The organism is Actinomadura sp. 3N508, from assembly GCF_044326375.1.
Lineage (GTDB): Bacteria > Actinomycetota > Actinomycetes > Streptosporangiales > Streptosporangiaceae > Spirillospora.
In genome coordinates this window covers 959,395-984,091 of the sequence record NZ_JBIRAX010000002.1, presented here as the reverse complement: position 1 = coordinate 984,091, position 24,697 = coordinate 959,395, and the positions used below count along the sequence as shown (strand labels likewise).

Below are 24,697 nucleotides of genomic sequence, written 5' to 3'. Positions count from 1 at the left end.
CCCCGCGCACCGCCCGGCCGGGTGCCCCCCGCCAATCCGCGCCATTCACAGTTCAGAACCCTCAAGGAGAGCAATCGTGCGTTTGCAGACCCTCACGAAGTGCGCGGCCGTCGCCGGCGCGCTCGCGTTGCCCTTCACGGCCCTCGTCCCCGCCGCGTCCGCGACGAGCGGCGGCGTCGGCTCCGCCGTCGCGATCTCCGCGACCGGGCCGGTGGCGATCCCGCCGACCCCGTCCGTGACGTCCACCGGCCACAAGCCGGAGCGCAAGAGCGTCGCCGAGCTGCCCGCCAACGCGCTCGGGATCGAGGCGCGCGTGCTGAACGCCGCCGCCTGGGCCGGGCACGGCCGCGCGTCCGTCGCCGACCTCCGGATCGCCAAGATCGGCCTGAGCGCCAGCGCGGTCACCGCCAAGTGCGAGAACGGCAACGGCGTCTCGCACCTGAAGCAGGCGTCGCTGAACGGCCGCAAGCTGAAGCTCACCGCGGCGCCCAACTCGGCCCTGACCGTCAACCTGAACGGCCTCGGCGCCGCGACGGTCACGCTGAACAAGCACGTCCGCGACCACGACGGCAACCTGTCCATCACGGCCATCGAGGTGAGCCTGACCCTCGCCGGCAAGACCCAGACGATCGCCATCTCGTCCGTGACCTGCGGCAAGGGCGACAAGCCCGGCCAGCCGAGCACCCCGCCGTCGCAGCCGTCCGACCCGGGCAAGCCGGCGCAGCCGAACACCCCGCCGGACGCCGCGCCCGCGCCCACCCCGGTCACCGGCGACCTCCCGGTCACCGGCTGACACACGCACAGGAAGGGCCCGCGGACGTGGGGTTGCGCGGGCCCTTCCGCACGCCCGGGTCACCGGGCACGCGGGTGGGAAGGGCCCGCGGCGCGCGCGGGCCCTTCCCTTGCCGGTCCCGGCCGAGCCGGTGTGCCCGCCCCGCCCCCAGGGGGAGCCGGGGACGGGACGGGCGGACCTGGATGGATCTAGATGGATCCGGTCAGGTCAGCGTGCAATGTGGAGGTAGTTGTCCATCTCGCCCGCGTTGATCCACCGAGGCGGGTTCTTGTAGCGGTGAGTGCCCCGGTGGTTGTACTCCTCCAGCAGCACCCTGTTGCCGCTGACCTTGGCGACGTAGGCGACGTGGCCGAACCTGCCGCCGTTCCGCTGGGCGACCGAGCCGACCGTCGGCCGGTGGTCGACCCTGATGCCCACGCGACGGGCGGCGTCGTCCCAGTTCTTGGCGTTGCTCCAGCGGACCCCCTTGTAGTGGTTGTGGAAGCGCACGCCGAGCTGGTTGAGCCGCCACGCGACGAACGACGTGCATTCCCGCTGGTAGAAGTTCCAGCGGTCCGGCTTGCGCGGGTCGCCGTTGCGGTAGGGGTAGTCGTCGCCGATCCGCGCGCTGGACGCCCCCGCCTCCGCTGCGGCCACGGCCTGGCCGGGCTGGGCCGGCACGTCGGCCAGGGCCGATGCGGTGAGAGCGGCCGGCGCCGCCCAGAGCGCGCACGCGGTCACCGTCAGTGCGATCTTCCTCATGTTCGTCCCTCCTGATCGTTCGCGGTCGCCTGACCGCCTCGGACGAGCGTCGCGACCGAGAGCAATCAGGCGATCACGTTTCGTGACGCCCTCACCGTGGCCCGAGCGCCGGGAGCGGGACAAGAGGATCCCCGTTTCCTGTCGGAGAGACCCCGAGGAAACGCCTTCTGACCTGTGTGAACGCGCGAGGGTTGGAAACGGCTCGGAGTGCTGGGGAGGGGCGGCGAGGTAGCGTCCGCGTGTGGACGGTTCCGGGCTCCAACCCCCGCCGCCCGCCGGATCGGGTGACGCCTGCCCGTCTTGGCGGCGTTCGGCGGCGTCGCCACGGGCGTAGCGTGTGGGGCATGACGGCCGAACCGTATCCGCGTCTGGTGGAGGAGTTTCCGGAGCTGGTCGCCGAGATCGTTCAGTTGCTGCGTGCCGAGGGCGACCCGCTCGCCGGCAGCGTCGAAGACCTCCCCTTCTGCGGCCGGTGTACCTGTACTCCGGCGTGCGAGAACCTGCTGACCGCCCCGGTGGGGTCGGGGAGCCCCTATATGGCGGAGCTGAGGCGGGACGGCGAGACCATTTTCTGGCTGAGCCTGGATCTGACCGGTACGGCGATCACGGCCATCGAGGTGCTCGATGGCCGTGACCTGTTCTCGGCGCTCTAGGCGGGGCGGCGTTCGCGCTGCTCAGGACCTGGCCGATTCCCAGGCGGTGCTTGCGAGGAAGTAGGTGTCGTAGAGCTCCTGGACGTCCAGGAGGCTCTCGGGCGGCACCTTTCCGTAGGCGATGCGCTCCAGGTGGCGGAAGTACTCGAAGCGTTCGACGCCGGGTGTGATGACGATGAGGATGTCGGCGTCCTCGCCCGGTGCGGCGGCGAAGGCGTGCGCGGCGCCGGGCGGCACGATCACCAGGTCGCCGCGCTCGGCGGTGACGACCTGGTCGCCCGACAGGAGCTGGGCGGTGCCGTCCAGCATGTAGAACATCTCGGCGGAGTTGTCGTGGCGGTGCGGTTTGGCGCCGTCGGCGCCGCCGGCGAGAGTGACGCGCTGGGTCGACAGCGCGCCGCCGGTGGAGCTGCTGTCGGCCAGCAGCCGGATGGTGGTGGGGGCCCGGCCGATGACCTCGGCCTCGGCGCCGCGGACGATGACGGCCTGGTCGAAGTCGGGCGTGAGCTGGGACATGGCTGTGAATCCTTAGTGAGCAGGTTCAGACGGCGAACAGCAGGGCGGCGCTGACGAGCACGGCGACGGCGGTGGCGAAGTGGATGCCGAATGCTACGGCCTTGGTGCCGCCGTGGCGCAGGACGATGAGGGTGTCGCCCAGCGGAGCGATCGCGACGACGAGCATGTACAAGCCGGCGGCGTCCGGGCTGGCGAAGGCGAGCAGGGCCGCGCCGAGGACGCCGAAGGTGAAGTCGCGCAGGCCCTTGATGGTCAGGTACGCGCCATCGCCGTCCTGCTTGGCGGGCACGCCGTAGCCGGCGGCCGCGGGCTGGGGAACCAGCAGGAACCGCAGGCCGATGAAGGTGACCATGGCGACCAGGGCGATGGCGAGCCCGTAGGCGATCAGGGTGAGCATGAGGATCTCCGGTAGTTAGCAGTGCTAGAAACGAGGACGACGCTAGCAGAGCGTCGGCAGCATGTCTATCACTGCTAGAATCGGGAGCATGTCGATCCAAGCGCGCCGGGAGCGCGAGCGGGCAGAGCGAGAGCGGTTGATCGTCACGGCGGCGCGGGAACTGGCCGAATCCGAGGGGTGGGACGCGGTGACCACCCGCCGGCTGGCGGCCGAGATCGAGTACAGCCAGCCGGTCCTCTACAGCCACTTCAAGGGCAAGAACGCCATCATGGCCGCCGTCGCCATCGAGGGCTGCGTCGATCTGGCCGCCGAACTGCACGCCGCCCGGACCGCGGCATCGGGTCCGAAGGAGGCGCTGGCCGCCGTCGGCGCGGCGTACGCGGCGTTCGCCGAGCGCAGGCCCGCGCTGTACGACGCGATGTTCACGCACGCCAGCGACCTGCCGTTCGCCACCCCGGAGGCTCCCGAGCCGTTGAAGCAGGCCTTCGGTGAACTGGTGGAGGCCCTGCGGCCGCTCGCGGGCGACGACGATCTCCCGACGCTGACCGAGACGTTCTGGAGCGGGCTGCACGGGCTGATCACCCTGATGCGCAGCGGCCGCCTCCCCCGCGAGGCCCACGACGAACGCCTGGCCATCTTCATCGGCCGCTTCGCCCGCTGACCGGATGTCGGCCATGCCCGGACGGCCCCCGAAGAGGACCGGCAAAGGTTCAGCGGGCTGTTCGGGGCAGGGTCGTCAGCGGTCGGTGGTGAGGGTGGTCACCTCTGGGCGGCGGTGTTCGAGGGCGTCGCGCAGGTGGGCGCGGCCTCGGTGGATGCGGGAGCGGACGGTGCCCAGCTTGACGTTCAGGGTCGCCGCGATCTCCTCGTAGGACAGGCCCTCGATGTCGCAGAGAACCACCGCCGCGCGGTATTCCGGGACCAGGTCGTCGAGGGCTCGCTGGATGTCGGCGTCCAGGTGGCGCTCGTCGTAGGCCTGGGCGGGGGACGGCTCGCGGCCCTGGAGGCGTTCGGCGGCGTCGTCGGCCAGGGCGTCGAAGCGGATGCGCTGCTTGCGGCGGGCGCGGTCGAGGAAGAGGTTCGTGGTGATGCGGTGCAGCCAGCCCTCGAACGTGCCGGGGGTGTAGGACGACAGGGAACGGAAGACCCGGATGAAGACGTCCTGGGTCAGGTCTTCGGCGTCGTGCCGGTTGCCGGTCAGCCGGTACGCCAGCCGGAACACCCGGGTGGAGTGCTCGCTGACGATCTCCTCCCAGCTCGGCGGGGTCCACGCCATAGCGCCTGCGCTCACCACTACCCCCGTCTGATACTGAATCGTTACGGCCAAGCATGCCGGTAGGCGGATAAGAGCCGTGTAAGAAGCGTGCGCCGTGGCCGGATCAGGCAATCCGCGAGCGTGTGATCCATTTCATTGGACTGAGTGACAATAAGGATTGTGTTCGCGCTGTCCGGCATGCAGGATCGGGGGCACCCCGCCCCGATATGCGAGGACCGTGGCATGGTGCGAAGCTACAACCCGGCCGACCTGCTGGAGATCATGACGGCCGCGGCGGCGGCGCGTCCCGCGCTCGTGGCGGGTGCCGAGCGGCGGACGTATGCGCAGCTCAACGAGCGTGCGAGCCGGGTCGGACGGCATCTGGCGCAGGCCGGTGTGCGGGCCGGGGAGCATGTCGCGATCCTCGCCCACAACCGGGCCGAGTGGATCGAGGCGATGTTCGGCGCGTTCAAGATCCGCGCGGTGCCGATCCCGGTGAACTACCGGTACGTGGCGGCGGAGCTGCGGCACGTCCTGGCCGATTCGGACTCCGTCGCGCTGATCGGCGAGCGTTCGCTCTTGGCGAAGGCCGAGGAGATCCGCGGGGAACTGCCGAAGCTGCGGCATGTGGTGGTGCTGGAGGACGGGTCGGACGTCGAGATCCCGGGGGCGGTGCCTTACGAGCCCGCGCTCGCCGAGGCCGATCCGGATGAGGGATTTCCCGAGCGGTCCAATGATGATCGCTACATCATGTACACCGGCGGGACGACCGGGTCTCCGAAGGGCGTCGAATGGCGCTGCGAGGACATCTTCTTCGGCGCGCTCGGCGGCGGGAACGTCTTCGGGGATCCCATCGGCAGCCCGGAGGAACTCGCCGCCAACGCCGGCCAGCCCGCGACGGCCGTGCTCGACTGCGCGCCCGTCATGCACGGCGCCGGGCAATGGGTCGCGTTCATGGGATTGTTCAGCGGCGCCAAAGTCGTCCTTTACACGGATCACGCTTTCGATGCCGGTAAGGCGCTCAGGCTGGTCGCGGAGGAACAGGCGAATGTGCTGATGCTGGTGGGCGATGTGATGGCGCGTCCGGTCGCGGACGCGCTGGCCACCGGCCAATATGAGGTGCCCTCGCTGATCGGCATCGCGTCCGGCGGCGCGCCGCTTACCGAGGGCGTCAAGCGAACATTGCGTGACCATCTTCCGAACATCATGTTCCTCGACAACTATGGCGCCTCGGAGACCGGGGCGTGCGGCCCCTCCGTCGATGGGACCGACGGCACCGCCCGGTTCAAGATGGACGCCGACGTCACCATCCTGGACGACGAGCTGAACGTCGTGCCGCCGGGAGAGATCGGCCGGCTCGCGCGGAGCGGGCACATCCCGGTCGGGTACTACAACGACCCCGAGAAGACCCGCTCGACGTTCTTCACCGCGGCGGACGGGACCCGCTGGTCGATCCCCGGCGACTTCGCCACCCGCCAGGACGACGGCACGATCGTGCTCCTCGGCCGCGGCTCCCTGGTCATCAACACGGGCGGGGAGAAGGTGTACCCGGAGGAGGTCGAGGTCGCGCTGAAGGACCATCCGGACGTGCTCGACGCCGTCGTGGTCGGCCTGCCGGACGACCGGTTCGGGCAGCGCGTCGCCGCCGTCGTCGCGCCCCGGCCGGGCGCGACGCTCACGCTGGAGGAACTGACCGGGCACTGCCGCGGGCGGCTCGCCGGCTACAAACTGCCGCGCCAGCTCAAGCTGGTCGACGAGGTGCAACGCACCGCCGTCGGCAAATCCGACTACAAGTGGGCACGGAGCGTACTCGCCTAAAGGCCCTTTTCCCCGAGGCGCGGTCTTATACCACATTCGGTCGCTTTCTCTCCCGGGCTCACCGTCAAGAAATGATTGATGGCGAGGGAGCATGCCTTGAGCGCTTCCGGGCGATTAACTTCCCCATGAACGGGGATCGGTTGATACCGCTTGCGCGGCGGTATCGCCTGCTCTCTGTGGTCGGCAGGGGCGGCATGGGAACCGTCTGGCGCGCCTATGACGAAGTGCTGGACCGGCACGTCGCCGTCAAGGAGGTCCATCTCCCCGGGCGCATCACCCAGAGCGAGCGCAAGGTGATGTGCCGGCGCCTGCTGGCCGAGGCACGGGCCACCGCCGCGCTGAAGCATCCGGGTGTGGTCGCCGTCCACGACCTCCTCATCGAGGGCGGGCGGCCGTGGATCGTCATGGAGTTCCTGGAGTCGTGCTCGCTGAACCGGCTCGTCACCGAGGACGGGCCGCTGGGCGTCCGCCGGACGGCCGAGATCGGCGCGGCCGTCCTGTCGGTGCTGCGCGCGTCGCACGCGGCGGGAATCCTGCATCGGGATGTGAAGCCCAGCAACATCCTGGTCTGCGACGACGGGCGGGTGCTGCTGACTGATTTCGGCCTGGCCGTCCACATGGACCACGGGCAGGAGACCGCCGACACCATGCCCGCGGGCATCGAGGGCTCCCCCGCTTACCTCCCGCCGGAACGGGTGAACCGGCTCCAGGGCGCTGAGGCGTCCGACCTGTGGTCTCTCGGCGCGACGCTCTACACCGCCGTCGAGGGGTTCTCGCCGTTCCTGCGGTGTCACGCGCTGGCGTCCATGGTGGCGGTGCTCCTGGGCGACTTCCCGCGTCCGGTGCGGGCCGGGCCGCTGACGCCCGTCATCGAAGGGCTGCTGAGACAGCGGCCAGAGGACCGGCTGACGGCCGAGGCCACCGCCGAACTGTTGCAGGACGTGCTCGGGAACGTTCCGATGCCCGGCGCCACGCGCGCGAAGCTCCCGCAGGAGACACGCGCGTTCTCGGCGCGGCGGCTCACGCTGCGGCACCGCGTGCCGTGGGCCCAGCGCGGGTCGTGGGTGTCGCGGGACGCGGCCCGCTCCCGCGTCTTCCGCGGACCGCGCGTCCCGTGGACGCTCCGCAACCCCCGGCCCCCAGGAGAGCGGCAGGACGATGCGTCGCCGCCCTGCGGTTCGCCCCAGCGGCGCCGGTGGGCGGTCCGCGGCTGGTCGCTCGACCGTGGCTGGTGGCGTCGCCGCGGTGCGTGGCGGCCCCGGCGTCCCCTGCGGCTGCGTGCGCCGGTGCTACTGGCGGGACGCAGAGTGCGGCCCGGCGCGGTGGCGGGCGTGGCGGTGCTCGCCGCGGTCGCGGCCGGGACCGGCACCTGGGCGGCCCGCTGGACGTCGATCGGCAAGAGCGACGCGGTCGCGCTGCGTCCGGCATCGGGCGTGGGGGCCAAGACCGCGAAGTACCGGGAGGCGGGCGCCTATTCGGTGCGCGTGCCGGCGGGCTGGCAGGCGGAGCGGCGCGGGCCCGTCATGCGCTGGAAGGACGTCCACACGGGGCGCGGGCTGCGCATCGCCCCGGTGCTCGGGGACCCGCTGGAGGGGCTGCGCGCCGAGGAACGGGCCGCCATGGCGGAGAACCGCTACCCGGGATACCACCGGCTGCGCCTCGAACGGGTACCGGAGGTCATCGAAGGCGCGGCGGAATGGGAGTTCACCTGGCGGAGCGTCGCGCAGGGCACCGCCGTCGCGGGCAGGCCCGGCAGGGACTCCATCCGGGAGCACAGGACCAAGCATGTGCTGTGCAGCCGGGCGGCGGGGTACGAGTTCTGCTTCTACGCGCCCGATCGGCAGTGGACGCCCGGCCAGCGCCTCTACGACAAGATCCTCAGTTCGTTCCGTCCGGAGAAGTCGTGAAGGCGGGGGTCAGAGCGTCTGCTGGAGGCGGAGGAGGAATTCCGCGTTGGACGACGTGCCCTTCATCTTCTCCAGGAGGTGCTCGACGGCCTGCTGCTTCTCCAGCCCCTGGAGAGCTCGGCGGAGGCGCCAGGAGAGCGCGAGTTCTTCGGGCGACATGAGCAGCTCGTCGCGGCGGGTGCTGGACGCGTCGATGTCGACGGCGGGGAAGACGCGGCGGTCGGCGAGGCCCCGGTCGAGCTTGAGCTCCATGTTCCCGGTGCCCTTGTACTCCTCGAAGAAGACGTCGTCCATCCGGGAGCCGGTCTCCACCAGCGCGGTGGCGAGGATGGTGAGGGAGCCGCCGTTCTCGATGTTGCGGGCGGCGCCGAAGAACTTCTTCGGCGGGTAGATCGCGGTCGTCGCGACACCGCCCGCCAGGATGCGGCTGCTGGACGGCGCCGCCAGGTTGTACGCGCGGCCGAGCCGGGTGATCGAGTCGAGCAGCATGACCACGTCCTGGCCCTGCTCGACGAGGCGCTTGGCCCGCTCGATGGCCAGTTCGGCGAGCGCGGTGTGCTCCTGCGCGGGACGGTCGAACGTCGAGTGGATCACCTCGCCGCGCACCGTCCGCTGCAGGTCGGTGACCTCTTCCGGCCGCTCGTCGATGAGCACGACCATGAGGTGCACTTCGGGGTTGTTCTGCGCGATCGCGTTCGCGACGGACTGCAGCACCATCGTCTTGCCGACCTTCGGCGGCGACACGATGAGGCCGCGCTGGCCCTTGCCGATCGGCGCGATGAGGTCGATGACGCGGGTGGCGAGCGGGCCGGTGTCGAGGCGGAGGCGCTCGTCCGGGAACAGCGGGGTCAGCTTGCCGAACTCGGGACGGTCGGCCGCGTCGGCGGGCGCGACGCCGTTCACGGTCTCGACGCGGGCGAGGGCGGAGAACTTCTCGCGGTTGGACTTCGGCGGCCGCGCCGTTCCCGCGACGACGTCGCCGGGACGCAGGTTGTTGGCGTCGATCTGGGCGAGCGAGACGTGGACGTCGTCCGGGCCGGGGTGGTAGCCGGAGGTGCGGACGAACGCGTGCTTGTCCTGGACGGCGAGGACGCCTTGGAACGGGACGAGCGGGACCTCTTCGGCGGGGCGCCGCCCCTGGCGGCTCTTCCGGCCGCCGCTCTGCGAGGACACGCTGTGCGGTGCCCTCGCCGCCCGGCCCTCGGAGCCGGCGACGCGGCCCTCGGACGCGGTGGTGGGACGTTCTGTTGTGGTGAGTGTGGAAGTGGACATGTGGGTCCCTTCTCAGGCCGGTGCGGAACGCTCCGCGCGGCCCGGGGTCGAATCTCGCGTACGGCGGCGGAACCCGCGGCGCGTACGCGAGTGGAACGAGAGAAATGCAGCTCGGTTCACCGGGCTGACGTCGGCTCCCTTGTACGGCGACCCAGCACGCTGCTCTGGACGTACTGAACCGGGAATCACCGGGCTCTCAGATGGCCCGGGCGGGGAAGAAACGCCCTCGCCGCGTGTGGCGGAAATCCGAAGACGTTGCCTCGACAGTACAGCACTCCGGGGCGGTTTCGCATTCCCGGAGCTCATCGGCCGCTTTCGGACGGATCGTCCCGCAGCGGCCCGCCGCCTCGGACGGAGTGGCCCGCCGCCCCGGTCGGCCTCCCGGCGGGGCGCGTCCCCGGCTTCCGTACGATGAGCCGCGTCCGAGCAGAGGGAGGATCATGGCCGAGTCGCCGGACGGCAGGCTGCGCGCGGAGGTCGCGGACGGGGTCGGCACGATCGTGATCGACCGTCCGGCCAAGCGCAACGCGATGTCCGCGGACATGTGGCGGGCGCTTCCCGGCATCCTCGACGGCCTCGCCGCCGACCCGGGCGTGCGGGTCGTGGTGCTGACCGGGGCGGGCGGGAACTTCTGCGCGGGCGCCGACATCGGCGAGCTGGCCGCCATCCACCGCGACGACGACACCCACCTGGGGACGGTCGCGGAGCGGGCGCTCGCCGCGTTCCCGAAGCCGACGCTCGCGGCGATCGAGGGCTACTGCGTCGGCGGCGGCTGCCAGCTCGCCGCGGCCTGCGACCTGCGGTTCGCGGCGGACGGCGCCCGGTTCGGGATCACCCCGGCGAGGCTCGGCATCGTCTACCCGGTCGCGGCGACGGCGCGGATCGTCGGGCTGGTGGGGCCGTCGGCCGCGAAGTACCTGCTGTACTCGGCGGACCTGATCGGCGCCGAGCACGCGCTCCGCATCGGCCTGCTGGACGAGGTCGTCCCGGCGGGCGGCGCCGGGCTGCGCGGGCGGGTCGCGGAGTTCGCCGCGACGCTCGCGTCCCGTTCGCTGCTCACCCAGTGCGCGACGAAGGACATCGTGGACACCGTCGTCGCTTCCGGGCCTGTCGGGGAGCGGGCGAAGTGGTGGCTGGAGGAGATGGCCGCGAGCGGCGAGGTCGAGGAGGGCGCCGCCGCGTTCCTCGAACGCCGCGACCCCGGCTTCAGCTGGACGGCCCCGTCCCGCCCCCGCCGCTGAGCACGGCGAACCGCGTGCCGGGGAGCAGGCGCAGGCGGCGCGCGGCGGCGGACGGGTCGTCGGGCAGCCCGGCGGCCTCGGGACGGAGCAGCTCGGCGAGCGGCAGCACCCCGCAGACCAGCGACTCCGGTGTCCGGACGGCGAGCAGCGGCCCGATCCGCACCGCGCCCCGGTCGGCCGAGCCGAGGACGTCCAGCAGCTCCTGGATCTCCGCCGCGTCTCCCGAGCCGGTGCGCAGGGAGCGCACGAGGTCGAGGAAGTCGCGTTCGAGGCCGCGCGGGCTGCGGCCCGACAGGTAGTAGCGGCCGAGTTCGCTCAGCTCGACGCGCAGCCCATGGTGTTCGGCGAACCGCTCGAACGGGCCGGTCAGCGCCTCCTGCGTGGAAGCCGGCTCGGCGCGCACCACCCCGCCGACCACGTCCACCGGCTCGGCGCCGAGGGACGCCGCGACGGCCTGGTCGAGCCGCCGGGCCAGGTTCGCGCGGAGCCCGGCGACCTCTGCCGCCAGCCCCCGGAGCACCTCCTCCTGCCTGGCCATCGCCTCGCGCTGGCGGCTCAGCTTCTCGTTGACGTCCGGGACCATGCGGTCGTTGATCTGCGCGATCAGCGACCGGATCCGCGCGTCGGCCTCGCCCAGGGCCTCGCGGTCGCGGTCCTGCTCGCGGGTCAGCCGGTCGAGCTGCTCGCGCTGGGACGTGCGGACGCTCTCCAGCTCCTCCCGCGTCCCCTTCAGCGCGCGGAGCTGGGTACGGATGTCGGCGATCTCGGGGGCGCCCGGGATCCGCTTGCGTTCGAACGCCAGATACAGCTCCCGGCCGGCGATCGCCAAACAGAGCAGCACCAGAACCACCGTCATCGCGCCTGCCTTTCTGGGGGGCGACCCCCAGACCCCCGGAGAGGAGGTCCGAAGATCCTCGCTTCGCTGCGGTCTTCGGGCCTCTTGAGGGCTATCCCGCCGAGCAAGATAGCCGTCAGCGGTTCAGGTAGGCCAGAACGGCGAGAACCCGCCGGTTGTCGTCGCCGGTCACGGGCAGGTCGAGCTTGGTGAAGATGTTCGCGGTGTGCTTGGTCACGGCCCGCTCGGTGACGACGAGCCGTTCCGCGATCGCGGCGTTGGAGCGGCCCTGCGCCATCAGCTCCAGGACTTCGGTCTCGCGCGGCGTGAGGCGGCTGATCGGCGTGTTGCGGGTGTTGCTGGCGACGAGCCGGGAGATGACCTCGGGGTCCATCGCGGTGCCGCCCGCGGCGACCCGGCGGACCGCGTCCACGAACTGCGCGGCGTCGAACACCCGGTCCTTCAGCAGGTAGCCGATGCCGCCGCTGCCGTCCGCGAGCAGCTCCCGCGCGTACAGCTGCTCGACGTACTGCGACAGCACCAGCACCGGCATGCCCGGGACCTGGCGGCGCGCCTCCAGCGCGGCCTGCAGCCCCTCGTCGGTGAAGGACGGCGGCAGGCGCACGTCGACCACCGCCACGTCCGGGCGGTGGTCGAGGAGCGCCTTCAGCAGCGACGGGCCGTTGTCGACCGCGGCCGCGATCTCGAAGTCATGCGTTTCGAGCAGGCTGACCAGGCCCTCTCTCAGGAGGGCGAGGTCTTCGGCGATGACAACGCGCACGGCAGCTCCATGGTGACGATCGTCGGACCGCCCACGGGGGAGTTGAGGGCGAGGACGCCGTCGAATGTACCGATACGCCGTTCGATCCCGCGCAGTCCGGTCCCGCCGTCCAGCTTTGCGCCGCCGTGGCCGTCGTCGGTGACGGTGATCCGCAGCATGCCGCGCTCGTAGCGCATGTCCACCCAGATGCGGGACGCGCCGGAGTGCTTGGCCGCGTTCGTGAGGATCTCCGACACCGCGAAGTAGGCGGCCGACTCGACCGGCGGCTCGGGCCGCGCGGGCAGGTCGGCGTCGACCTCGACGCGCAGCGGGTGGTCGAGCGCGAGGGCCTTGACCGCGTCGCCGATGCCGCGGTCGGCGAGCACCGGCGGGTGGATGCCGCGGACGAGGTCGCGCAGCTCGTGCAGCGCCTTCGCGGACGACTCGCGCGCCTCCGCCAGCAGCATCCGGGCCTTCTCCGGGTCCTTGTCGAGGAGGTGCTCGATGGCGCCGAGGCTCATGCCCATCGCGACGAGCCGGGCCTGCGCGCCGTCGTGCAGGTCGCGCTCGATGCGGCGCAGCTCGGCGGCGGAGGCGTCCACGGCCTCCGACCGCGTCTCGGTCAGGTGCCGGACGCGCAGCGCCAGCTCCGACTTCCGTGTCGGGCCGAGGATGAACCGCCCCCAGCGGCCGTACACGTTCATCATCTTCGGGCCGATGAGGAGCCCGGCGGCGATGCAGAAGGTGGCGATGACGAGCGTGGAGACGATGCGCGAGACGTCCTGGTCGTAGCCCTCGGTGATGTGGATGTAGGCGTACCAGTCGCTGCCGCCGTAGTGGCCGATCCACCCGCCGGCGAACGTCGCGACCGCGAAGCCCCACAGCCCGTACAACACGAGCAGGCCCGGCAGCGCCGCGGTGAACAGCACCACGATCGGGTCGGCGACGACCCACAGGTAGTCGCGCCACGTCGCCGGGTCGGTGATCAGCCGGACGAAGCGCTTGATCATGCCCTGGAAGCCGGGCTGGTACTCGGGCTCCGGGAGGTAGGGGCGCTCGATGTGGACGTCGGTCCAGTTGTTGATCCTGGAGCGGTAGGCGTCCAGCTGGGTGCGCAGCAGCATCACCGCGGACGGGAACAGCAGCACGCCGAGGAAGCTGGAGATCATCGACACGACCGTGATGAACCACGCGCCGGTGAGCATCGCGGGGATGCCCAGCAGCCAGAACGCCAGCCCACGCCACGGCGCACGGACATGCAGCTGCAGCCGCGTCTCCCGCGGCCGGGTCTCCTTCGATCGCGTTTCCGTCACCCGCGTCTCTTTCGACAATCCACTGTTCACGGGGTCCCCCCAAGGGTCGCTGGCTTATGACGTCCAGTCTTCTGGCCAGCGCCCTTCCGCACAGTGTGCCCGCAACCCAAGGATGGGGTGTACCTGGCTACACCTGCCCCGGGGCACGGGCCCACCGAGAAATGGGGAATCGCCCGGGCCGGTGCGGTCGAGAAGGGGGGATGGAACCGGACGACTGACCTGGGGGGTGGGGGTGGGGGTTGGTGTGAGGAGTCCCTGGCTTGACTTCCTCCCCATGCCTAAAGGCGGGGGAGTCCGACCCTCGCGGATCGGGTTTCCTGCTTCGTCGCCGTCTGCCCTCCCGGCTTGCGCCGTTTGGGTCTTACGTCGGCTCCACAGGCCGCTACCGCCAGCCCGGCGGCCACGATGTTCTTCGCGGCGTTCACATCGCGGTCATGCACGGTGCCGCACTCGCACGTCCACTCACGGACGTCCAGCGGCAATTCCTCGCGGACCGTGCCGCAGCTCCCGCACAACTTGGAAGAGGGGAGCCACCGGTCGATCACCACCAGTTCCCGGCCGTACCAGTCGGCCTTGTACTCCAGCATCGCCCGCAGGTCCCGCCACGCCGCGTCGGAGATCGCACGGGCGAGGGAGTGGTTGGCGACCATGCCCGCGATGTTCAGGTCCTCGATCACGACCACTTGGTTCTCGTGGACGAGCCGAGCCGTTAGCTTGTGCAGGAAGTCGCGGCGCCGGTCGACGATCCGCGCATGGATACGCGCGACCTTCCGGCGGGCCTTGTCCCGGTTCTTCGACCCCTTGGCCTTGCGGGCCAGGTCCCGCTGCGCGCGGGCGAGCCGTTCGCGGTCACGGCGTTCGTGCCGGGGGTTGGTGACCTTCTCCCCGGTGGACAGGGTGACCAGCGACGTAAGCCCGGCGTCGATCCCCACCGCCCGATCGGCCGGGTCGAGGGGGGCGATGGTGTCGGTGCACAGGATCGACACAAACACCGGCCCGCGCCGTCGCGGGACACCGTCACCGTGGACGGCTCCGCGTCCTCGGGCAGCGGCCGCGACCATCGGACCTCCAGCGGCCCGGACATCTTGGCCAGCGTCAGGCGGCCGTCCCGCCACGTGAACGCGCTGCGCGTGTACTCCGCGCTCTGCCGGGACCTCTTCCGCGACTTGAAACGCGGGTACTTCGCGCGCTTGGAGAAGAAGCTGGTGAACGCGGTCTGCAGGTGCCGCAACGCCTGCTGGAGCGGCACGCTGGACACCTCGCCCAGGAACGCCAGCTCCCCGGTGCGTTTCCAGGCGGTGAGCATCGCGGAGGTCTCCACGTAGGAGACACGACGCTGCTCGGAGTACCAGGCGCGGGTGCGTTCGGCCAAGGCCCGGTTGTAGACCAGGCGCACGCACCCGAACGTGCGGGCGAGTTCGGCCGCCTGCTCAGCGGTGGGGTAGAAGCGGTACTTGAACGCCCGCTTCACCGTGCGCGCCATGCCTCACATCCTACGCTACCGGCTGTGATGCTCGCGCACACGTTCGAGGACGCGTCGACGAGGGCTGGGTTCGCACCGACATCATCATCGATCCCCGGACCTACGAATACATGGGCCACCGGGCGACCGCCGTGCGCAACCACACCACCAAGGGCGACGACGGGGAATCGCATTTCAAGAAAGGCCAGATCCTGGGCTGGTCGGCGACCCTGCGGGCGGCGATCGTCGACAAGGCCGGACAGCGCTGACCCCCGATCCTGCGTAGGGGGTGTAGCTAACTACACCTGTACTTAGCTACACCGTCGGACGGCGTCTAGGGCCATGTCGCGGAGTTCCCGGGCTTTCTAGCGTTCATGGGGTCATCCCTAACCGACGATTCTCGGGGAACCCATGAAACGGAATTTCGCCGCCACGCTCGGCGGATGGAGCGCGCGGCATCGCTTGACCGCCATTTTCGGATGGCTGCTGTTCGTCGTCCTGGCCACGCTGCTCGGCGGCGCGACGGGTCAGGTCACGATGGAGAGCCACGAGCAGGGCACCGGGCAGTCGGCGCGGGCCGAGCAGCTCCTCACCGAGGCGGGGATCGACGACCCGGACCAGGAGACCGTGCTCGTCTCCGGCGGCGCGCACGCGGCCGGGTCGCCGGAGATGAGGCGGGCGGTCGCGGCGGTCCGGGCGAACGTCCAGGCCACCGGGAAGATCACCGAGCTGCGGCCGGACGTGACGTCCAAGGACGGGCGGCACGTGATGGTGCAGTTCACCGTCCCGGAGGTGGCCGACGACGCGCCCGACCCGCTGCCCGCGATCCAGGACGCGGTGGCGAAGGCGGAGCGCGACAACCCGTCGGTCGAGATGGGGCAGTTCGGCGGCGCCACCGCCGACGCGTGGTTCGACGAGGTCTTCGGCAGTGACTTCCAGCGCGCCGAGGTGACGGCGCTGCCGCTCGCGCTCGGCATCCTGCTCGTCGCGTTCGGCGCGCTGGTCGCGGCCGTGCTGCCCGTCATGCTGGCGTTCACCGCGTTCCTCGCCGCGGGCGGCCTCCTCGCCGTCACGAGCCACGCGCTGCACGTCGACGACACGACGAACTCGGTGATGCTGCTGATGGGCCTGGCGGTCGGCGTCGACTACTGCCTGTTCTACCTGCAGCGCGAGCGGGAGGAGCGGCGCAAGGGCCGGGACAGGGGCACGGCCCTCGCGATCGCCGCCGCCACCTCGGGACGGTCGGTCCTCGTCTCCGGGCTCACCGTGATGGTCGCGATGTCCGGGATGTTCCTGTCCGGGCTGCTGCTGTTCAAGGGCTTCGCGGTCGCGACGATCCTCGTCGTGCTGATCGCGATGCTCGGGTCGGTGACCGTCCTGCCCGCGCTGCTCTCCCTGCTCGGCGACAAGGTCGAGTTCGCGCGCATCCCGTTCCGGGGCCGGACCCGGCGCCAGGGCCGGCGCGCCGCGGAGGACCGCGCCGGGGTGGTGGGGACGCTGCTGAAGCCCGTCCTGGCCCGTCCGGGGATCGCGGCCGTGCTCGCCGCCGGGCTGCTGCTCGCCCTGGCCGCGCCCGCGCTCGGGATGAAGACCGAGCAGCTCCGCATCGACCAGCAGATCCCGCCGGGCGAGGAGATCGCGCAGACCTACACGAAGCTGAACGAGGCGTTCCCCGGCACCCCGGACCCCGCGGTCGTCGTGGTCAAGGCCCGCGACATCAACGCGCCGGAGGTCACCGCCGCGATCGACGAGCTGAAGCGGCGGGCCGTCGCGTCGAAGGAGATGAACGAGCCGATCGAGGTCACCGTGCACGGCAAGGAGAACCTCGCCGAGATCGAGATCCCGCTCGCCGGGACGGGCTCCGACGCGACCTCGACGCACGCGCTGGAGACGCTCAGGGAACGGATCGTCCCGCAGACGGTCGGGCAGGTCGGCGAGGCCCCGGTCAGCGGCGATCTCGCCTGGTCGACCGACTACAACGCGCAGCTCAGGACGAGCATCGTCCCCGTCTTCCTCTTCGTCATGGGGATCACGTTCCTGCTGATGCTGGTCTTCTTCCGCTCGCTGCTGATCGCGGCCAGCGCCATCGCCCTCAACCTGCTGTCGGTCGGCGCGGCGTACGGCGTGATGGTCGCGGTGTTCCAGCACGGCTGGGGCGACAACCTCGTCGGTACGACGGGAGCCGGAGCTCTGGAGTCGTGGATCCCGCTGTTCGTGTTCGTCGTCCTGTTCGGCCTGTCCATGGACTACCACGTGTTCGTCGTCTCCCGGATCCGCGAGGCCTATGACCGCGGGCTGGACACGACGCGCGCCGTCCGGGAGGGCATCCTCGCCACGGCGGGCCCGGTGACCAGCGCCGCCATCATCATGATCGCCACGTTCGGGATCTTCGGGACGCTCACCATGCAGGCGTTCAAGCAGCTGGGCGTCGGCCTGGCGGTCGCGGTCCTCATCGACGCGACGATCGTCCGCGTGGTGCTCCTCCCGGCCATCATGACGCTGCTGGGCCGGGCGAACTGGTACCTGCCGCGCTGGCTGGGCTGGCTGCCGCGCATCTCCCATGGGGAGGAGACCGTCCCCGACCCGATCCAGCCGCCACCGGCTCCGCAACCGCTGATCCCGCAGAACTGACACCCATGCGAAAGCCCCGGCCATTTCGGCCGGGGCTTTCGCGCGCTAAAGAGCGACGAAGGTCAGCCCGCGTTTCTTCAGTTTCGGAATGGCGCCCCTGAGGGCCTTGATCGTCTGGGAGCGGTCGCCGCCGCCGTCGTGGCACAGGACGATGTCGCCCTCCTTGCCCGCCAGGAGGGACCTGCGGATCCGCCCGACGCCCGGCCGGGCCCAGTCGCGCGGGTCGACGGCCCAGTCGATCGGCAGCATGCCGTGCTCGGCCGTCACGTCCAGGACGGTCTTGGACCACGCCCCGCCCGGCGACCGGAAGTACTGCGGGACGACGCCGGTCACGTCGGCGATCCGGTCGTGCGCCTCGACGATCTCCTTGCGGACGCGCTTCGCCGAAAGCCGACCGATGCCGATCGGATGCGTCTCGGTGTGGTTGCAGATCTGGTGCCCGGCGTCGGCGATGCGGCGGGTCAGCGCCGGATACTCCTTGACCTGCTCGCCGATGATGAAGAACGTCGCGCGGATCTCCTCCTCGGCGAGGAGGTCGAGCATCTGCGGCGTCCATTTCGGGTTCGGGCCGTCGTCGATGGTGAGCGCTATCGATTTCGGCGGCGGCGCGGGGGAGAGCTGCGAGAGTTCGCGGACGGGCGTCTCCACCGCGGTGAGCTTCGCGGGCGTCCACGCGGCGGGGCGCGGCTTCGGCTTGGGCTTCGGCGGCGGTGCCGGGTTAGCGGCGGGCCGCGTGCGGGGCGCCGTCTCCACCGCGGCGCTGGAGCCCTTCGAGGGGCGGGCGCCGTCGGCTCCCAGCACGGTGAGGCCGGCCGCCGCACCCATCAGCCAGAGCGTTTCGCGGCGGGACGCCAGGCGGGACGCGAGCTTCGACGCCTCGCCGGCCAGATCAACCTCCACATGTCCAACGCTATCGGTGTTTAACCGGGTAGGAGGCCGCTATGGGATCTTCAACCCACAAGGGGGACGGGTGAGCGCGGTGCCCGAACTCGGGCCCGTTCTCGTGCTCGTGCTGGTCGCGCTCGCCGCGTTCGCCGCGCTGGCGGTCCGCGCCGGCGGGCTCGGTCCCGGCCTCGGCCGGGACGTGCTCGTCGTGTCGGTGCGGGCGGCGGTCCAGCTCGCGGCCGTCTCGCTGCTCATCGCGGCGGTGCTGCGCAGCGCGGGCTGGACGGCGGTGTTCGTCGCGGGCATGGTCGTGGTCGCGGCGGCCACGGCGGGACGGCGCATCACCGGGGCCACGCTCGGGCCGGGCTGGTGGACGCTGCTGCCGATCGTCGCCGGGGTGGCGCCCGTCCTTGTCCTGCTGCTGGCCTCGACGGCGGTGCCGTCGCGTCCGGTGGCGGTGCTGCCCATCGCGGGGATCTTCATCGGCGGCGCGATGTCCGCGACCGGCCTCACCGGCCGCCGCGCCCTGGACGAGCTCACCACCCGGCGCGGCGAGTACGAGGGCGGCCTGGCGCTCGGTCTCCTCCCTCGCGACGCGGCGCTGGAGGTGTGCAGACCCGCCGCCGCGCTCGGCCTGTTCCCCGCTCTGGACCAGACGCGCACGGTCGGGCTGGTCACGCTGCCGGGCGCGTTCGTCGGCGTCCTGCTCGGCGGCGCCGATCCGGTGGAGGCGGGCGCGATCCAGCTTCTGGTCCTCGTCGGGCTCCTGGCCGTCGAGTCGATCGCCGTCTTGATCACCCTGGAGCTGGTGGCCACAGGGCGGTTCGGTTAGCCGGGTTCCGTGTGGCCGCAGGCGGTGGAGATGGTCTGGACGGTTTCGAGGAGGGCGGGCAGGAGGGCGAGGACCTCGTCGCGGGTCAGGACGACCTCGGGGACCGAGATGGAGACGGCGGCGATGACGCGTCCGGTGGCGTCCCGGACGGGCGCGGCGATGCAGCGGATGAACGTCTCGTGCTCCGCGTCGTCCAGCGCGTAGCCCTGGGCGGCGACGCGGGACAGCTCGTCCAGGAGCCGGTCAGGGCCGGTGATGGTGTGCTCGGTGAACGCGGTGTACTCGATCTCCTCGGCGACGCGGCGGCGGCGCGGTTCGGGGAGGTCGGCGAGCAGGACCTTGGCGATCGCGGTGGCGTGCAGCGGCATGCTCAGCCCCACGCGCGAGTACATGCGGATCGAGTGCCGCGAGTCGTATTTGTCCAGGTAGATGACGTTGCCGCCCTCGTACACGCCGAGATGGACGGTCTGCCCGGTCTCGTCGTTCAGCCGGGCCAGGTGCGGGGCGGCGACGTCCCGGACGCCGCGCTGCTCCAGTGCCGCGCCCGCCAGCGCGAACAGCCGGGAGCCGAGGTGGAAGCGGTGGTCGGAGTCGCGGTGGACGAACCGGGCGGACTCCATCGTGCGGAGCAGGCGCAGCACGGTCGTCTTGTGGACGCCGACGGTCGCGGCCAGCTCGTCCAGGGTGCGGGGCCCCTCGCCGAGCTCGCCGAGGATCGCGAGCGCGCGCCCGAGGCTCTGGCTCATCGGCTCATCAGGCTCCCTCCGTGGGTAAGCCCTGGGTCGTTGACCGGCACCCGCGGGTGATGTTACAACCACAACAGCACAAGACGCAATTATCGTTGCATTATGTGCAATCTCGGAGGTCATGATGGTCGGGAGCATCGATGCGGGGGCGGTCGACGCGCTCGGTGAGGAACGGCTCGACTGGCGCTTCAAAGCGATTCCGGCGTCGCTGCACGGGATGTCGGTGGCGGATGTGCGCGAGAGCCGTCCGCCCCTCGACGACTTCGGCACCCCGCTGCTGACGCTGGACGCGGGCGCGCTCGACCACAACGTCCTGACGATGGCGCGGTGGGCGGACGTGGCGGGCGTCGCGCTCGCCCCGCACGGCAAGACGACGATGGCCCCGCAGCTGTGGCGGCGGCAGCTCGACGCGGGCGCGTGGGGCATCACGGTCGCGAACCTGCCGCAGCTCCGCGTCGCGCGGGCGTTCGGCGTCCGGCGGATCATGCTCGCGAACTCGCTCCTCGACCCGGCGGGCCTCGCCTGGCTGGCCGCCGAGCTGGAGGAACATCCGGAGTTCGAGTTCGTGTCCTGGGTCGACTCGCCGCGCTCGGTCGAGCTGATGGACGAGGCGCTGCGCCTGGCCCGCGCCCAGCGCCGCGTCGACGTGTGCGTCGAGATCGGCGGGCCGCACGGCCGCACCGGCGTCCGGGACGACGGCGACGCCAGCGCCCTCGCCGACGCCGTGCGCGAGGCCTCGACGCTCCGCCTCGCCGGGCTCGCCGGATACGAGGGCGCGCTCGCGCACGACGCGTCCGACGAGGGGCGCGGCGCCGTTGACGCCTACCTGCGCCGGATGGCGAACTTGTTCGCCGGCCTCGACTACGAGAGCGACGAGCCGATCGTGACGGCGGGCGGCAGCTCCTTCTTCGACCAGGTCGCGGACGTGCTGGGCGACGCGGGAGGGCAGGTCGTGCTGCGGTCCGGGGCGTACATCGTCCACGACGACGGGTTCTACCGGGAGATCTCGCCGTTCTCGCGGGGCGTCGCCGGGGACGCGCGGCTGCGGTCGGCCATGCACGGCTGGGCGCGCGTCGTGTCCCGGCCGGAGCCCGCGCTCGCCCTGCTGGACGCCGGCAAACGCGACCTGCCGTTCGACGAAGGGCTTCCGGTGCCCCAGCTCGTGAGAGAGAAGGGGGCGGAGGCGGTCGAGAAGGCGTCCGTGACCGCGGTCAACGACCAGCACGCCTTCCTCGTGGACTCCGCCGTGGAACCCGGCGACGTGGTGCGGCTGGCCCTCTCGCACCCGTGCACCGCACTCGACAAATGGACGCTGATCCCCGTGCTGAACGACGCCGACGCCGCACAACCGGTCGTGATCGACCTCGTCAGGACGTGGTTCTGATGCCGGGCACCGTGATCCGCGGCGCGACCGTCGTGGACGGCACCGGCACCCCCGGCCGCGTCGCCGACGTCACGATCGACGAGGGCCGGATCACCGAGATCGGGCCCGGCCTCACCGGGACGACCGTCATCGACGCGGACGGCCTCGTCCTCGCGCCCGGGTTCATCGACATGCACGCCCACTCCGACCTGGCGCTCCTCATCGAGCCCGACCACCTCGCCAAGGTCAGCCAGGGCGTGACGACCGAGGTCATCGGCCAGGACGGCCTGTCCTACGCGCCCGTCGACGACGCCACCCTCGCCGACACCCGCCGCGCCATCGCCGGCTGGAACACCGACCCGCCCGGCTTCGACTGGTCATGGCGGACCGTCGGCGAATACCTCGACCGCCTCGACCAGGGCATCGCCGTCAACGCCTGCTATCTCGTCCCGCAGGGCACGGTGCGGATGCTCGCGATGGGCTGGGACGACCGTCCGCCGACGCAAGCAGAGCTCGACCGGCAACGGGAACTCGTCGCCGCAGGCATGCGCGAGGGCGCGGTCGGGATGTCGAGCGGCCTCACGTACGTGCCAGGGATGTACGCCGACGATGAAGAACTGGCCGAGCTGTGCCGCGTCGTCGGGTCGCTCGGCGGGTTCTACGCGCCGCACCACCGCTCGTACGGGGCGGGCGCGCTGGAGGCGTACGCCGAGATGGTCGAGCTGTCGCGCCGCTCCGGCTGCCCGCTGCACCTCGCCCACGCGACGATGAACTTCGGCGTCAACCGGGGCCGCGCACCCGAGCTGCTGGCCCTCCTGGACGACGCGATAGCCGACGGCTGCGACATCACCCTCGACACCTACCCCTACCTGCCCGGATCCACGACCCTCGCCGCGCTGCTGCCGAGCTGGGCGGCCGTGGGCGGGCCCTCGGCGCTGCTGGCGCGGCTCCACGACCCCGCCGAGCGGGCCCGGATCCGGCACTCGATGGAGGTCGAGGGCTCGGACGGCTGCCACGGCGTCCCGTCCGAATGGGAGACGATCGAGATCTCCGGCTCCCCGGACCCCTCCGTCGTCGGACGGACGATCGCCGAACTCGCCGCCGCGTCCGGGCGTCCCGAGTTCGACGTCTACTGCGAGCGGCTGATCGCCGACGACCTCTCCACCACGATCCTCCAGCACGTCGGGCACGAGGAGAACGTCCAGGCGATCATGCGGCACCCGTGCCACACGGGCGGCAGCGACGGGCTCCTCGCCGCCGCGAAACCGCACCCGCGCGCCTGGGGGACGTTCCCGCGCTACCTCGGCCACTACGTCCGCGAGCTGGGCGTCCTGTCCCTGGAGGAGTGCGTCGCGCACCTGACCGGACGCGCCGCGCGCCGCCTCCGCCTCGAAGACCGCGGGCTCGTCCGCCCCGGGTTCCACGCCGACCTCGTCCTGTTCGACCCCGAGACCGTCCGCGACACCGCCACGTTCGACGACCCGAAGCAGCAGGCCGAGGGCGTCGAGCACGTGCTCGTCGGCGGGACGCCCGTCATCTCCGGCGGGCGCCACACCGGAGCGCTCCCCGGCCGCTCCCTCCGCCGCACCGAAACCGGAACGACCACCTGACCCGCCGCACCCCCTGACCAGCCCCCGCCGCGACTCCCGTTCCCCTGCCTCCCGACTCCCGCCCCCCGACTCCCCAGAACCCGCCTCCACCCGCCACGACCCGCCATCCGCCCCCGCCGCTCACCCCCGCCGCTCACCCCACCCCGCCCAACACCCTCGGCACCCCCAACCCCCCATTCACCGAGAGGGTCACGTCAATGCTCCATTGGCTGCAAGAAGAGACGGGCGGGCTGCTGACGCTGTGCGCCGTGTCCATCGCGGTCCTGCTGTTCCTCATCATCAAGGTCAAGCTGGAACCGTTCATCGCGCTGCTCGTCTCCGGCCTCGCCCTCGCGCTGGTCGCCGGGCTGAGCGTCGAGGAGATCGTCGGGACGGCGCTCAGCTCCAGGGAGTCGGTGCTGGAGAAGGGCTTCGGCGGGCTCCTCGGGCACATCGCGCCGATCGTCGGGCTCGGCACCATCCTGGGCGCGATCCTGGAGCGGTCCGGGGGCGCGGACGTCCTCACCCGAAGGCTGCTGAGCGTCGCCGGTGAACGCGGCGCGCCGCTCGCGATGGGCCTCGCCGGGCTCATCTTCGGCATCCCCGTATTTTTCGACGTAGGCATTTTTGTCCTCGCGCCGCTGGTCTACATCACCGCCAGGCGCGGCGGGCGCTCCCTCGTCCTCTACGCGATGCCGCTGCTCGCCGGGCTGTCCATGACGCACGCGTTCCTGCCGCCGCACCCCGGTGCGGTGGCGGTCGCCGGGCTCCTCGAAGTCCCGCTCGGCTGGCTCATCATCTTCGGCCTGATCTGCGGCATCCCCGCGTTCCTCGTCGCAGGAGTCGCGTGGGGCGCGTGGATCGGCAAGCGCATCTTCATCGAGGTGCCGGACGAGTACGTCGTCGCGGAGAAGGAAAAGGCCGAGAAGGAGGTGAAGGACCCGGAGCCGGAGCCGTCGCTCACCCTCGTCGGGCTGATCATCGCGGTGCCGCTGGTGCTGATCCTGCTCGCCACGTTCAGCACCGTCTGGTGGGAGGACAGCCCCCTGCTGCCCACGCTGACGTTCCTCGGCAACCCCGTCGTCGCGCTCACCATCGCCGTCCTGCTCGCCATGTACCTGCTGGGCATCCGGCGCGGCATCGGCACCGCCGAGCTGTCGGACCTCGCCGCCAGGTCGCTCCGCCCGATCGGCATGATCTTGCTGGTCATCGGCGGCGGCGCGTTCTTCGGCGCGGTCGTGTCGGCGACCGGGGTCGGCAAGGCCCTCGCCACCACCATGTCGGACGCGGGCCTGCCGGTGATCGTGCTCGCCTACCTGATCGCCTGCGGGCTCCGCATCGCGCAGGGCTCGGCGACCGTCGCGATCGTCACCACGGGCGGCATCGTCGCGCCGCTGGTGAAGGCCGAGGACTACTCCGACCCGCACATCGCGCTGATAGCCATCGCGATCTCCGCGGGCTCCATCATCGCCTCGCACGTCAACGACGGCGGGTTCTGGATCATCTCCCGCTACTTCAACATGTCCGTGCGCGACACCATCAAGACCTGGACCGTGCTGGAGACGATCCTGTCGATCGTCGGCTTCGCCATGGCGGCCGTCCTGAGCACTTTCATCTGACCGGAGCCGACCGGCGGGGCCTGCGCGCGGCGGCCCCGCCGGTCACCGGTCGACCCGGCGCCGGTCACC

20 protein-coding genes and 2 pseudogenes are annotated in these 24,697 nt (G+C 71.3%); 11 read left to right on the top strand and 11 right to left on the bottom strand.

The features are described 5' to 3' along the window. Nucleotides 1-76 precede the first annotated feature (76 nt). Complete coding sequence (locus tag ACH34S_RS10780; protein ID WP_395952353.1) at nucleotides 77-793, top strand: hypothetical protein; 717 nt, start codon at nucleotides 77-79, stop codon at nucleotides 791-793. 207 nt (nucleotides 794-1,000) lie between these two features. Here the strand turns inward: ACH34S_RS10780 and ACH34S_RS10775 are convergent, their stop codons facing one another. Further along, nucleotides 1,001-1,534 (bottom strand): CHAP domain-containing protein, encoded by a 534-nt coding sequence (locus ACH34S_RS10775; protein ID WP_395952352.1) that lies wholly within the window; start codon nucleotides 1,532-1,534, stop codon nucleotides 1,001-1,003. Between the two features lie 344 nt (nucleotides 1,535-1,878). On the opposite strand from ACH34S_RS10775, the gene ACH34S_RS10770 reads away from it, so the two are divergent. Continuing rightward, entirely contained in the window at nucleotides 1,879-2,187 is a 309-nt protein-coding gene (locus tag ACH34S_RS10770; RefSeq protein WP_395952351.1) for a hypothetical protein, read from the top strand. Nucleotides 2,188-2,208: 21 nt separating this feature from the next. Here ACH34S_RS10770 and ACH34S_RS10765 read toward each other — a convergent pair whose 3' ends face one another. Together ACH34S_RS10765 and ACH34S_RS10760 are read right to left on the bottom strand one after the other, a co-directional pair. Continuing rightward, nucleotides 2,209-2,703 carry a cupin domain-containing protein gene (locus tag ACH34S_RS10765; RefSeq protein WP_395952350.1) on the bottom strand — a complete coding sequence of 165 codons (495 nt, stop codon included), beginning with the start codon at nucleotides 2,701-2,703 and terminating at the stop codon, nucleotides 2,209-2,211. A gap of 25 nt (nucleotides 2,704-2,728) precedes the next feature. Next, nucleotides 2,729-3,100 (bottom strand): DUF4267 domain-containing protein, encoded by a 372-nt coding sequence (locus tag ACH34S_RS10760; RefSeq protein WP_395952349.1) that lies wholly within the window; start codon nucleotides 3,098-3,100, stop codon nucleotides 2,729-2,731. 88 nt (nucleotides 3,101-3,188) lie between these two features. Between ACH34S_RS10760 and ACH34S_RS10755 the strand changes: the two genes are divergently transcribed. After that, complete coding sequence (locus tag ACH34S_RS10755; RefSeq protein WP_395952348.1) at nucleotides 3,189-3,761, top strand: TetR/AcrR family transcriptional regulator; 573 nt, start codon at nucleotides 3,189-3,191, stop codon at nucleotides 3,759-3,761. A gap of 75 nt (nucleotides 3,762-3,836) precedes the next feature. Here the strand turns inward: ACH34S_RS10755 and sigE are convergent, their stop codons facing one another. Then, complete coding sequence (gene sigE, locus ACH34S_RS10750) at nucleotides 3,837-4,376, bottom strand: RNA polymerase sigma factor SigE (protein ID WP_395952432.1); 540 nt, start codon at nucleotides 4,374-4,376, stop codon at nucleotides 3,837-3,839. Nucleotides 4,377-4,598: 222 nt separating this feature from the next. On the opposite strand from sigE, the gene ACH34S_RS10745 reads away from it, so the two are divergent. Next, nucleotides 4,599-6,173, top strand: coding sequence for an acyl-CoA synthetase (locus tag ACH34S_RS10745; protein ID WP_395952347.1), 1,575 nt, complete (start codon nucleotides 4,599-4,601; stop codon nucleotides 6,171-6,173). 71 nt (nucleotides 6,174-6,244) lie between these two features. Further along, nucleotides 6,245-8,080, top strand: coding sequence for a serine/threonine-protein kinase (locus tag ACH34S_RS10740; protein ID WP_395952346.1), 1,836 nt, complete (start codon nucleotides 6,245-6,247; stop codon nucleotides 8,078-8,080). Nucleotides 8,081-8,089: 9 nt separating this feature from the next. On the opposite strand, the pseudogene rho reads toward ACH34S_RS10740, so the two are convergent. Beyond that, nucleotides 8,090-9,307: pseudogene (gene rho, locus ACH34S_RS10735) on the bottom strand (transcription termination factor Rho); the annotation flags it as partial. A gap of 485 nt (nucleotides 9,308-9,792) precedes the next feature. Here rho and ACH34S_RS10730 point away from each other — a divergent pair. Further along, nucleotides 9,793-10,593 (top strand): enoyl-CoA hydratase/isomerase family protein, encoded by an 801-nt coding sequence (locus ACH34S_RS10730; RefSeq protein WP_395952345.1) that lies wholly within the window; start codon nucleotides 9,793-9,795, stop codon nucleotides 10,591-10,593. Here ACH34S_RS10730 and ACH34S_RS10725 read toward each other — a convergent pair. The 4 genes and pseudogenes from ACH34S_RS10725 to ACH34S_RS10710 form a co-directional block, all read right to left on the bottom strand. Further along, complete coding sequence (locus ACH34S_RS10725; protein WP_395952344.1) at nucleotides 10,559-11,449, bottom strand: hypothetical protein; 891 nt, start codon at nucleotides 11,447-11,449, stop codon at nucleotides 10,559-10,561. The genes ACH34S_RS10730 and ACH34S_RS10725 overlap by 35 nt on opposite strands. Nucleotides 11,450-11,564: 115 nt before the next feature. Beyond that, the gene (locus ACH34S_RS10720; RefSeq protein WP_132176666.1) at nucleotides 11,565-12,209 is read right to left on the bottom strand and encodes a response regulator transcription factor; all 645 of its coding nucleotides are present in this window, start codon (nucleotides 12,207-12,209) and stop codon (nucleotides 11,565-11,567) included. Further along, entirely contained in the window at nucleotides 12,173-13,501 is a 1,329-nt protein-coding gene (locus ACH34S_RS10715) for a histidine kinase (protein ID WP_395952343.1), read from the bottom strand. Before ACH34S_RS10715 ends, ACH34S_RS10720 begins: the two co-directional genes overlap by 37 nt. A gap of 278 nt (nucleotides 13,502-13,779) precedes the next feature. After that, nucleotides 13,780-14,984, bottom strand: a pseudogene (locus ACH34S_RS10710) (RNA-guided endonuclease InsQ/TnpB family protein). Between the two features lie 441 nt (nucleotides 14,985-15,425). Between ACH34S_RS10710 and ACH34S_RS10705 the strand changes: the two are divergent. Further along, nucleotides 15,426-17,594 (top strand): MMPL family transporter, encoded by a 2,169-nt coding sequence (locus ACH34S_RS10705; RefSeq protein WP_395952342.1) that lies wholly within the window; start codon nucleotides 15,426-15,428, stop codon nucleotides 17,592-17,594. Between the two features lie 45 nt (nucleotides 17,595-17,639). Here ACH34S_RS10705 and ACH34S_RS10700 read toward each other — a convergent pair whose 3' ends face one another. Beyond that, on the bottom strand, nucleotides 17,640-18,494 hold the full coding sequence (locus tag ACH34S_RS10700) for a polysaccharide deacetylase family protein (RefSeq protein WP_395952341.1): 855 nt from the start codon (nucleotides 18,492-18,494) through the stop codon (nucleotides 17,640-17,642). A 70-nt stretch (nucleotides 18,495-18,564) separates the two neighbouring features. Here ACH34S_RS10700 and ACH34S_RS10695 point away from each other — a divergent pair, with 70 nt between their 5' ends. Continuing rightward, on the top strand, nucleotides 18,565-19,311 hold the full coding sequence (locus ACH34S_RS10695; protein ID WP_395952340.1) for an ABC transporter permease: 747 nt from the start codon (nucleotides 18,565-18,567) through the stop codon (nucleotides 19,309-19,311). Here the strand turns inward: ACH34S_RS10695 and ACH34S_RS10690 are convergent. After that, nucleotides 19,308-20,057 carry an IclR family transcriptional regulator gene (locus tag ACH34S_RS10690; protein WP_395952339.1) on the bottom strand — a complete coding sequence of 250 codons (750 nt, stop codon included), beginning with the start codon at nucleotides 20,055-20,057 and terminating at the stop codon, nucleotides 19,308-19,310. The two genes, ACH34S_RS10695 and ACH34S_RS10690, sit on opposite strands and share 4 nt — an antisense overlap. Nucleotides 20,058-20,178: 121 nt before the next feature. On the opposite strand from ACH34S_RS10690, the gene ACH34S_RS10685 reads away from it, so the two are divergent. From ACH34S_RS10685 to ACH34S_RS10675, 3 genes are all read left to right on the top strand, one after another. Next, nucleotides 20,179-21,441, top strand: coding sequence for an amino acid deaminase (locus ACH34S_RS10685; protein WP_395952338.1), 1,263 nt, complete (start codon nucleotides 20,179-20,181; stop codon nucleotides 21,439-21,441). Continuing rightward, complete coding sequence (locus ACH34S_RS10680) at nucleotides 21,441-23,030, top strand: amidohydrolase family protein (protein WP_395952337.1); 1,590 nt, start codon at nucleotides 21,441-21,443, stop codon at nucleotides 23,028-23,030. Before ACH34S_RS10685 ends, ACH34S_RS10680 begins: the two co-directional genes overlap by 1 nt. A 197-nt stretch (nucleotides 23,031-23,227) precedes the next feature. After that, nucleotides 23,228-24,628, top strand: coding sequence for a GntP family permease (locus ACH34S_RS10675; RefSeq protein ID WP_395952336.1), 1,401 nt, complete (start codon nucleotides 23,228-23,230; stop codon nucleotides 24,626-24,628). Nucleotides 24,629-24,697: the final 69 nt, after the last annotated feature.

Excerpts from the sequence above, each read along its gene's own strand:
- ACH34S_RS10775 (WP_395952352.1), bottom strand. The coding sequence starts at position 1,534 with ATGAGGAAGATCGCACTGACGGTGACCGCGTGCGCGCTCTGGGCGGCG.
- ACH34S_RS10770 (WP_395952351.1), top strand. The coding sequence starts at position 1,879 with ATGACGGCCGAACCGTATCCGCGTCTGGTGGAGGAGTTTCCGGAGCTG.
- ACH34S_RS10765 (WP_395952350.1), bottom strand. The coding sequence starts at position 2,703 with ATGTCCCAGCTCACGCCCGACTTCGACCAGGCCGTCATCGTCCGCGGC.
- ACH34S_RS10760 (WP_395952349.1), bottom strand. The coding sequence starts at position 3,100 with ATGCTCACCCTGATCGCCTACGGGCTCGCCATCGCCCTGGTCGCCATG.
- ACH34S_RS10755 (WP_395952348.1), top strand. The coding sequence starts at position 3,189 with ATGTCGATCCAAGCGCGCCGGGAGCGCGAGCGGGCAGAGCGAGAGCGG.
- sigE (WP_395952432.1), bottom strand. The coding sequence starts at position 4,376 with ATGGCGTGGACCCCGCCGAGCTGGGAGGAGATCGTCAGCGAGCACTCC.
- ACH34S_RS10745 (WP_395952347.1), top strand. The coding sequence starts at position 4,599 with ATGGTGCGAAGCTACAACCCGGCCGACCTGCTGGAGATCATGACGGCC.
- ACH34S_RS10740 (WP_395952346.1), top strand. The coding sequence starts at position 6,245 with ATGATTGATGGCGAGGGAGCATGCCTTGAGCGCTTCCGGGCGATTAAC.
- ACH34S_RS10730 (WP_395952345.1), top strand. The coding sequence starts at position 9,793 with ATGGCCGAGTCGCCGGACGGCAGGCTGCGCGCGGAGGTCGCGGACGGG.
- ACH34S_RS10725 (WP_395952344.1), bottom strand. The coding sequence starts at position 11,449 with ATGACGGTGGTTCTGGTGCTGCTCTGTTTGGCGATCGCCGGCCGGGAG.
- ACH34S_RS10690 (WP_395952339.1), bottom strand. The coding sequence starts at position 20,057 with ATGAGCCAGAGCCTCGGGCGCGCGCTCGCGATCCTCGGCGAGCTCGGC.
- ACH34S_RS10685 (WP_395952338.1), top strand. The coding sequence starts at position 20,179 with ATGATGGTCGGGAGCATCGATGCGGGGGCGGTCGACGCGCTCGGTGAG.
- ACH34S_RS10680 (WP_395952337.1), top strand. The coding sequence starts at position 21,441 with ATGCCGGGCACCGTGATCCGCGGCGCGACCGTCGTGGACGGCACCGGC.
- ACH34S_RS10675 (WP_395952336.1), top strand. The coding sequence starts at position 23,228 with ATGCTCCATTGGCTGCAAGAAGAGACGGGCGGGCTGCTGACGCTGTGC.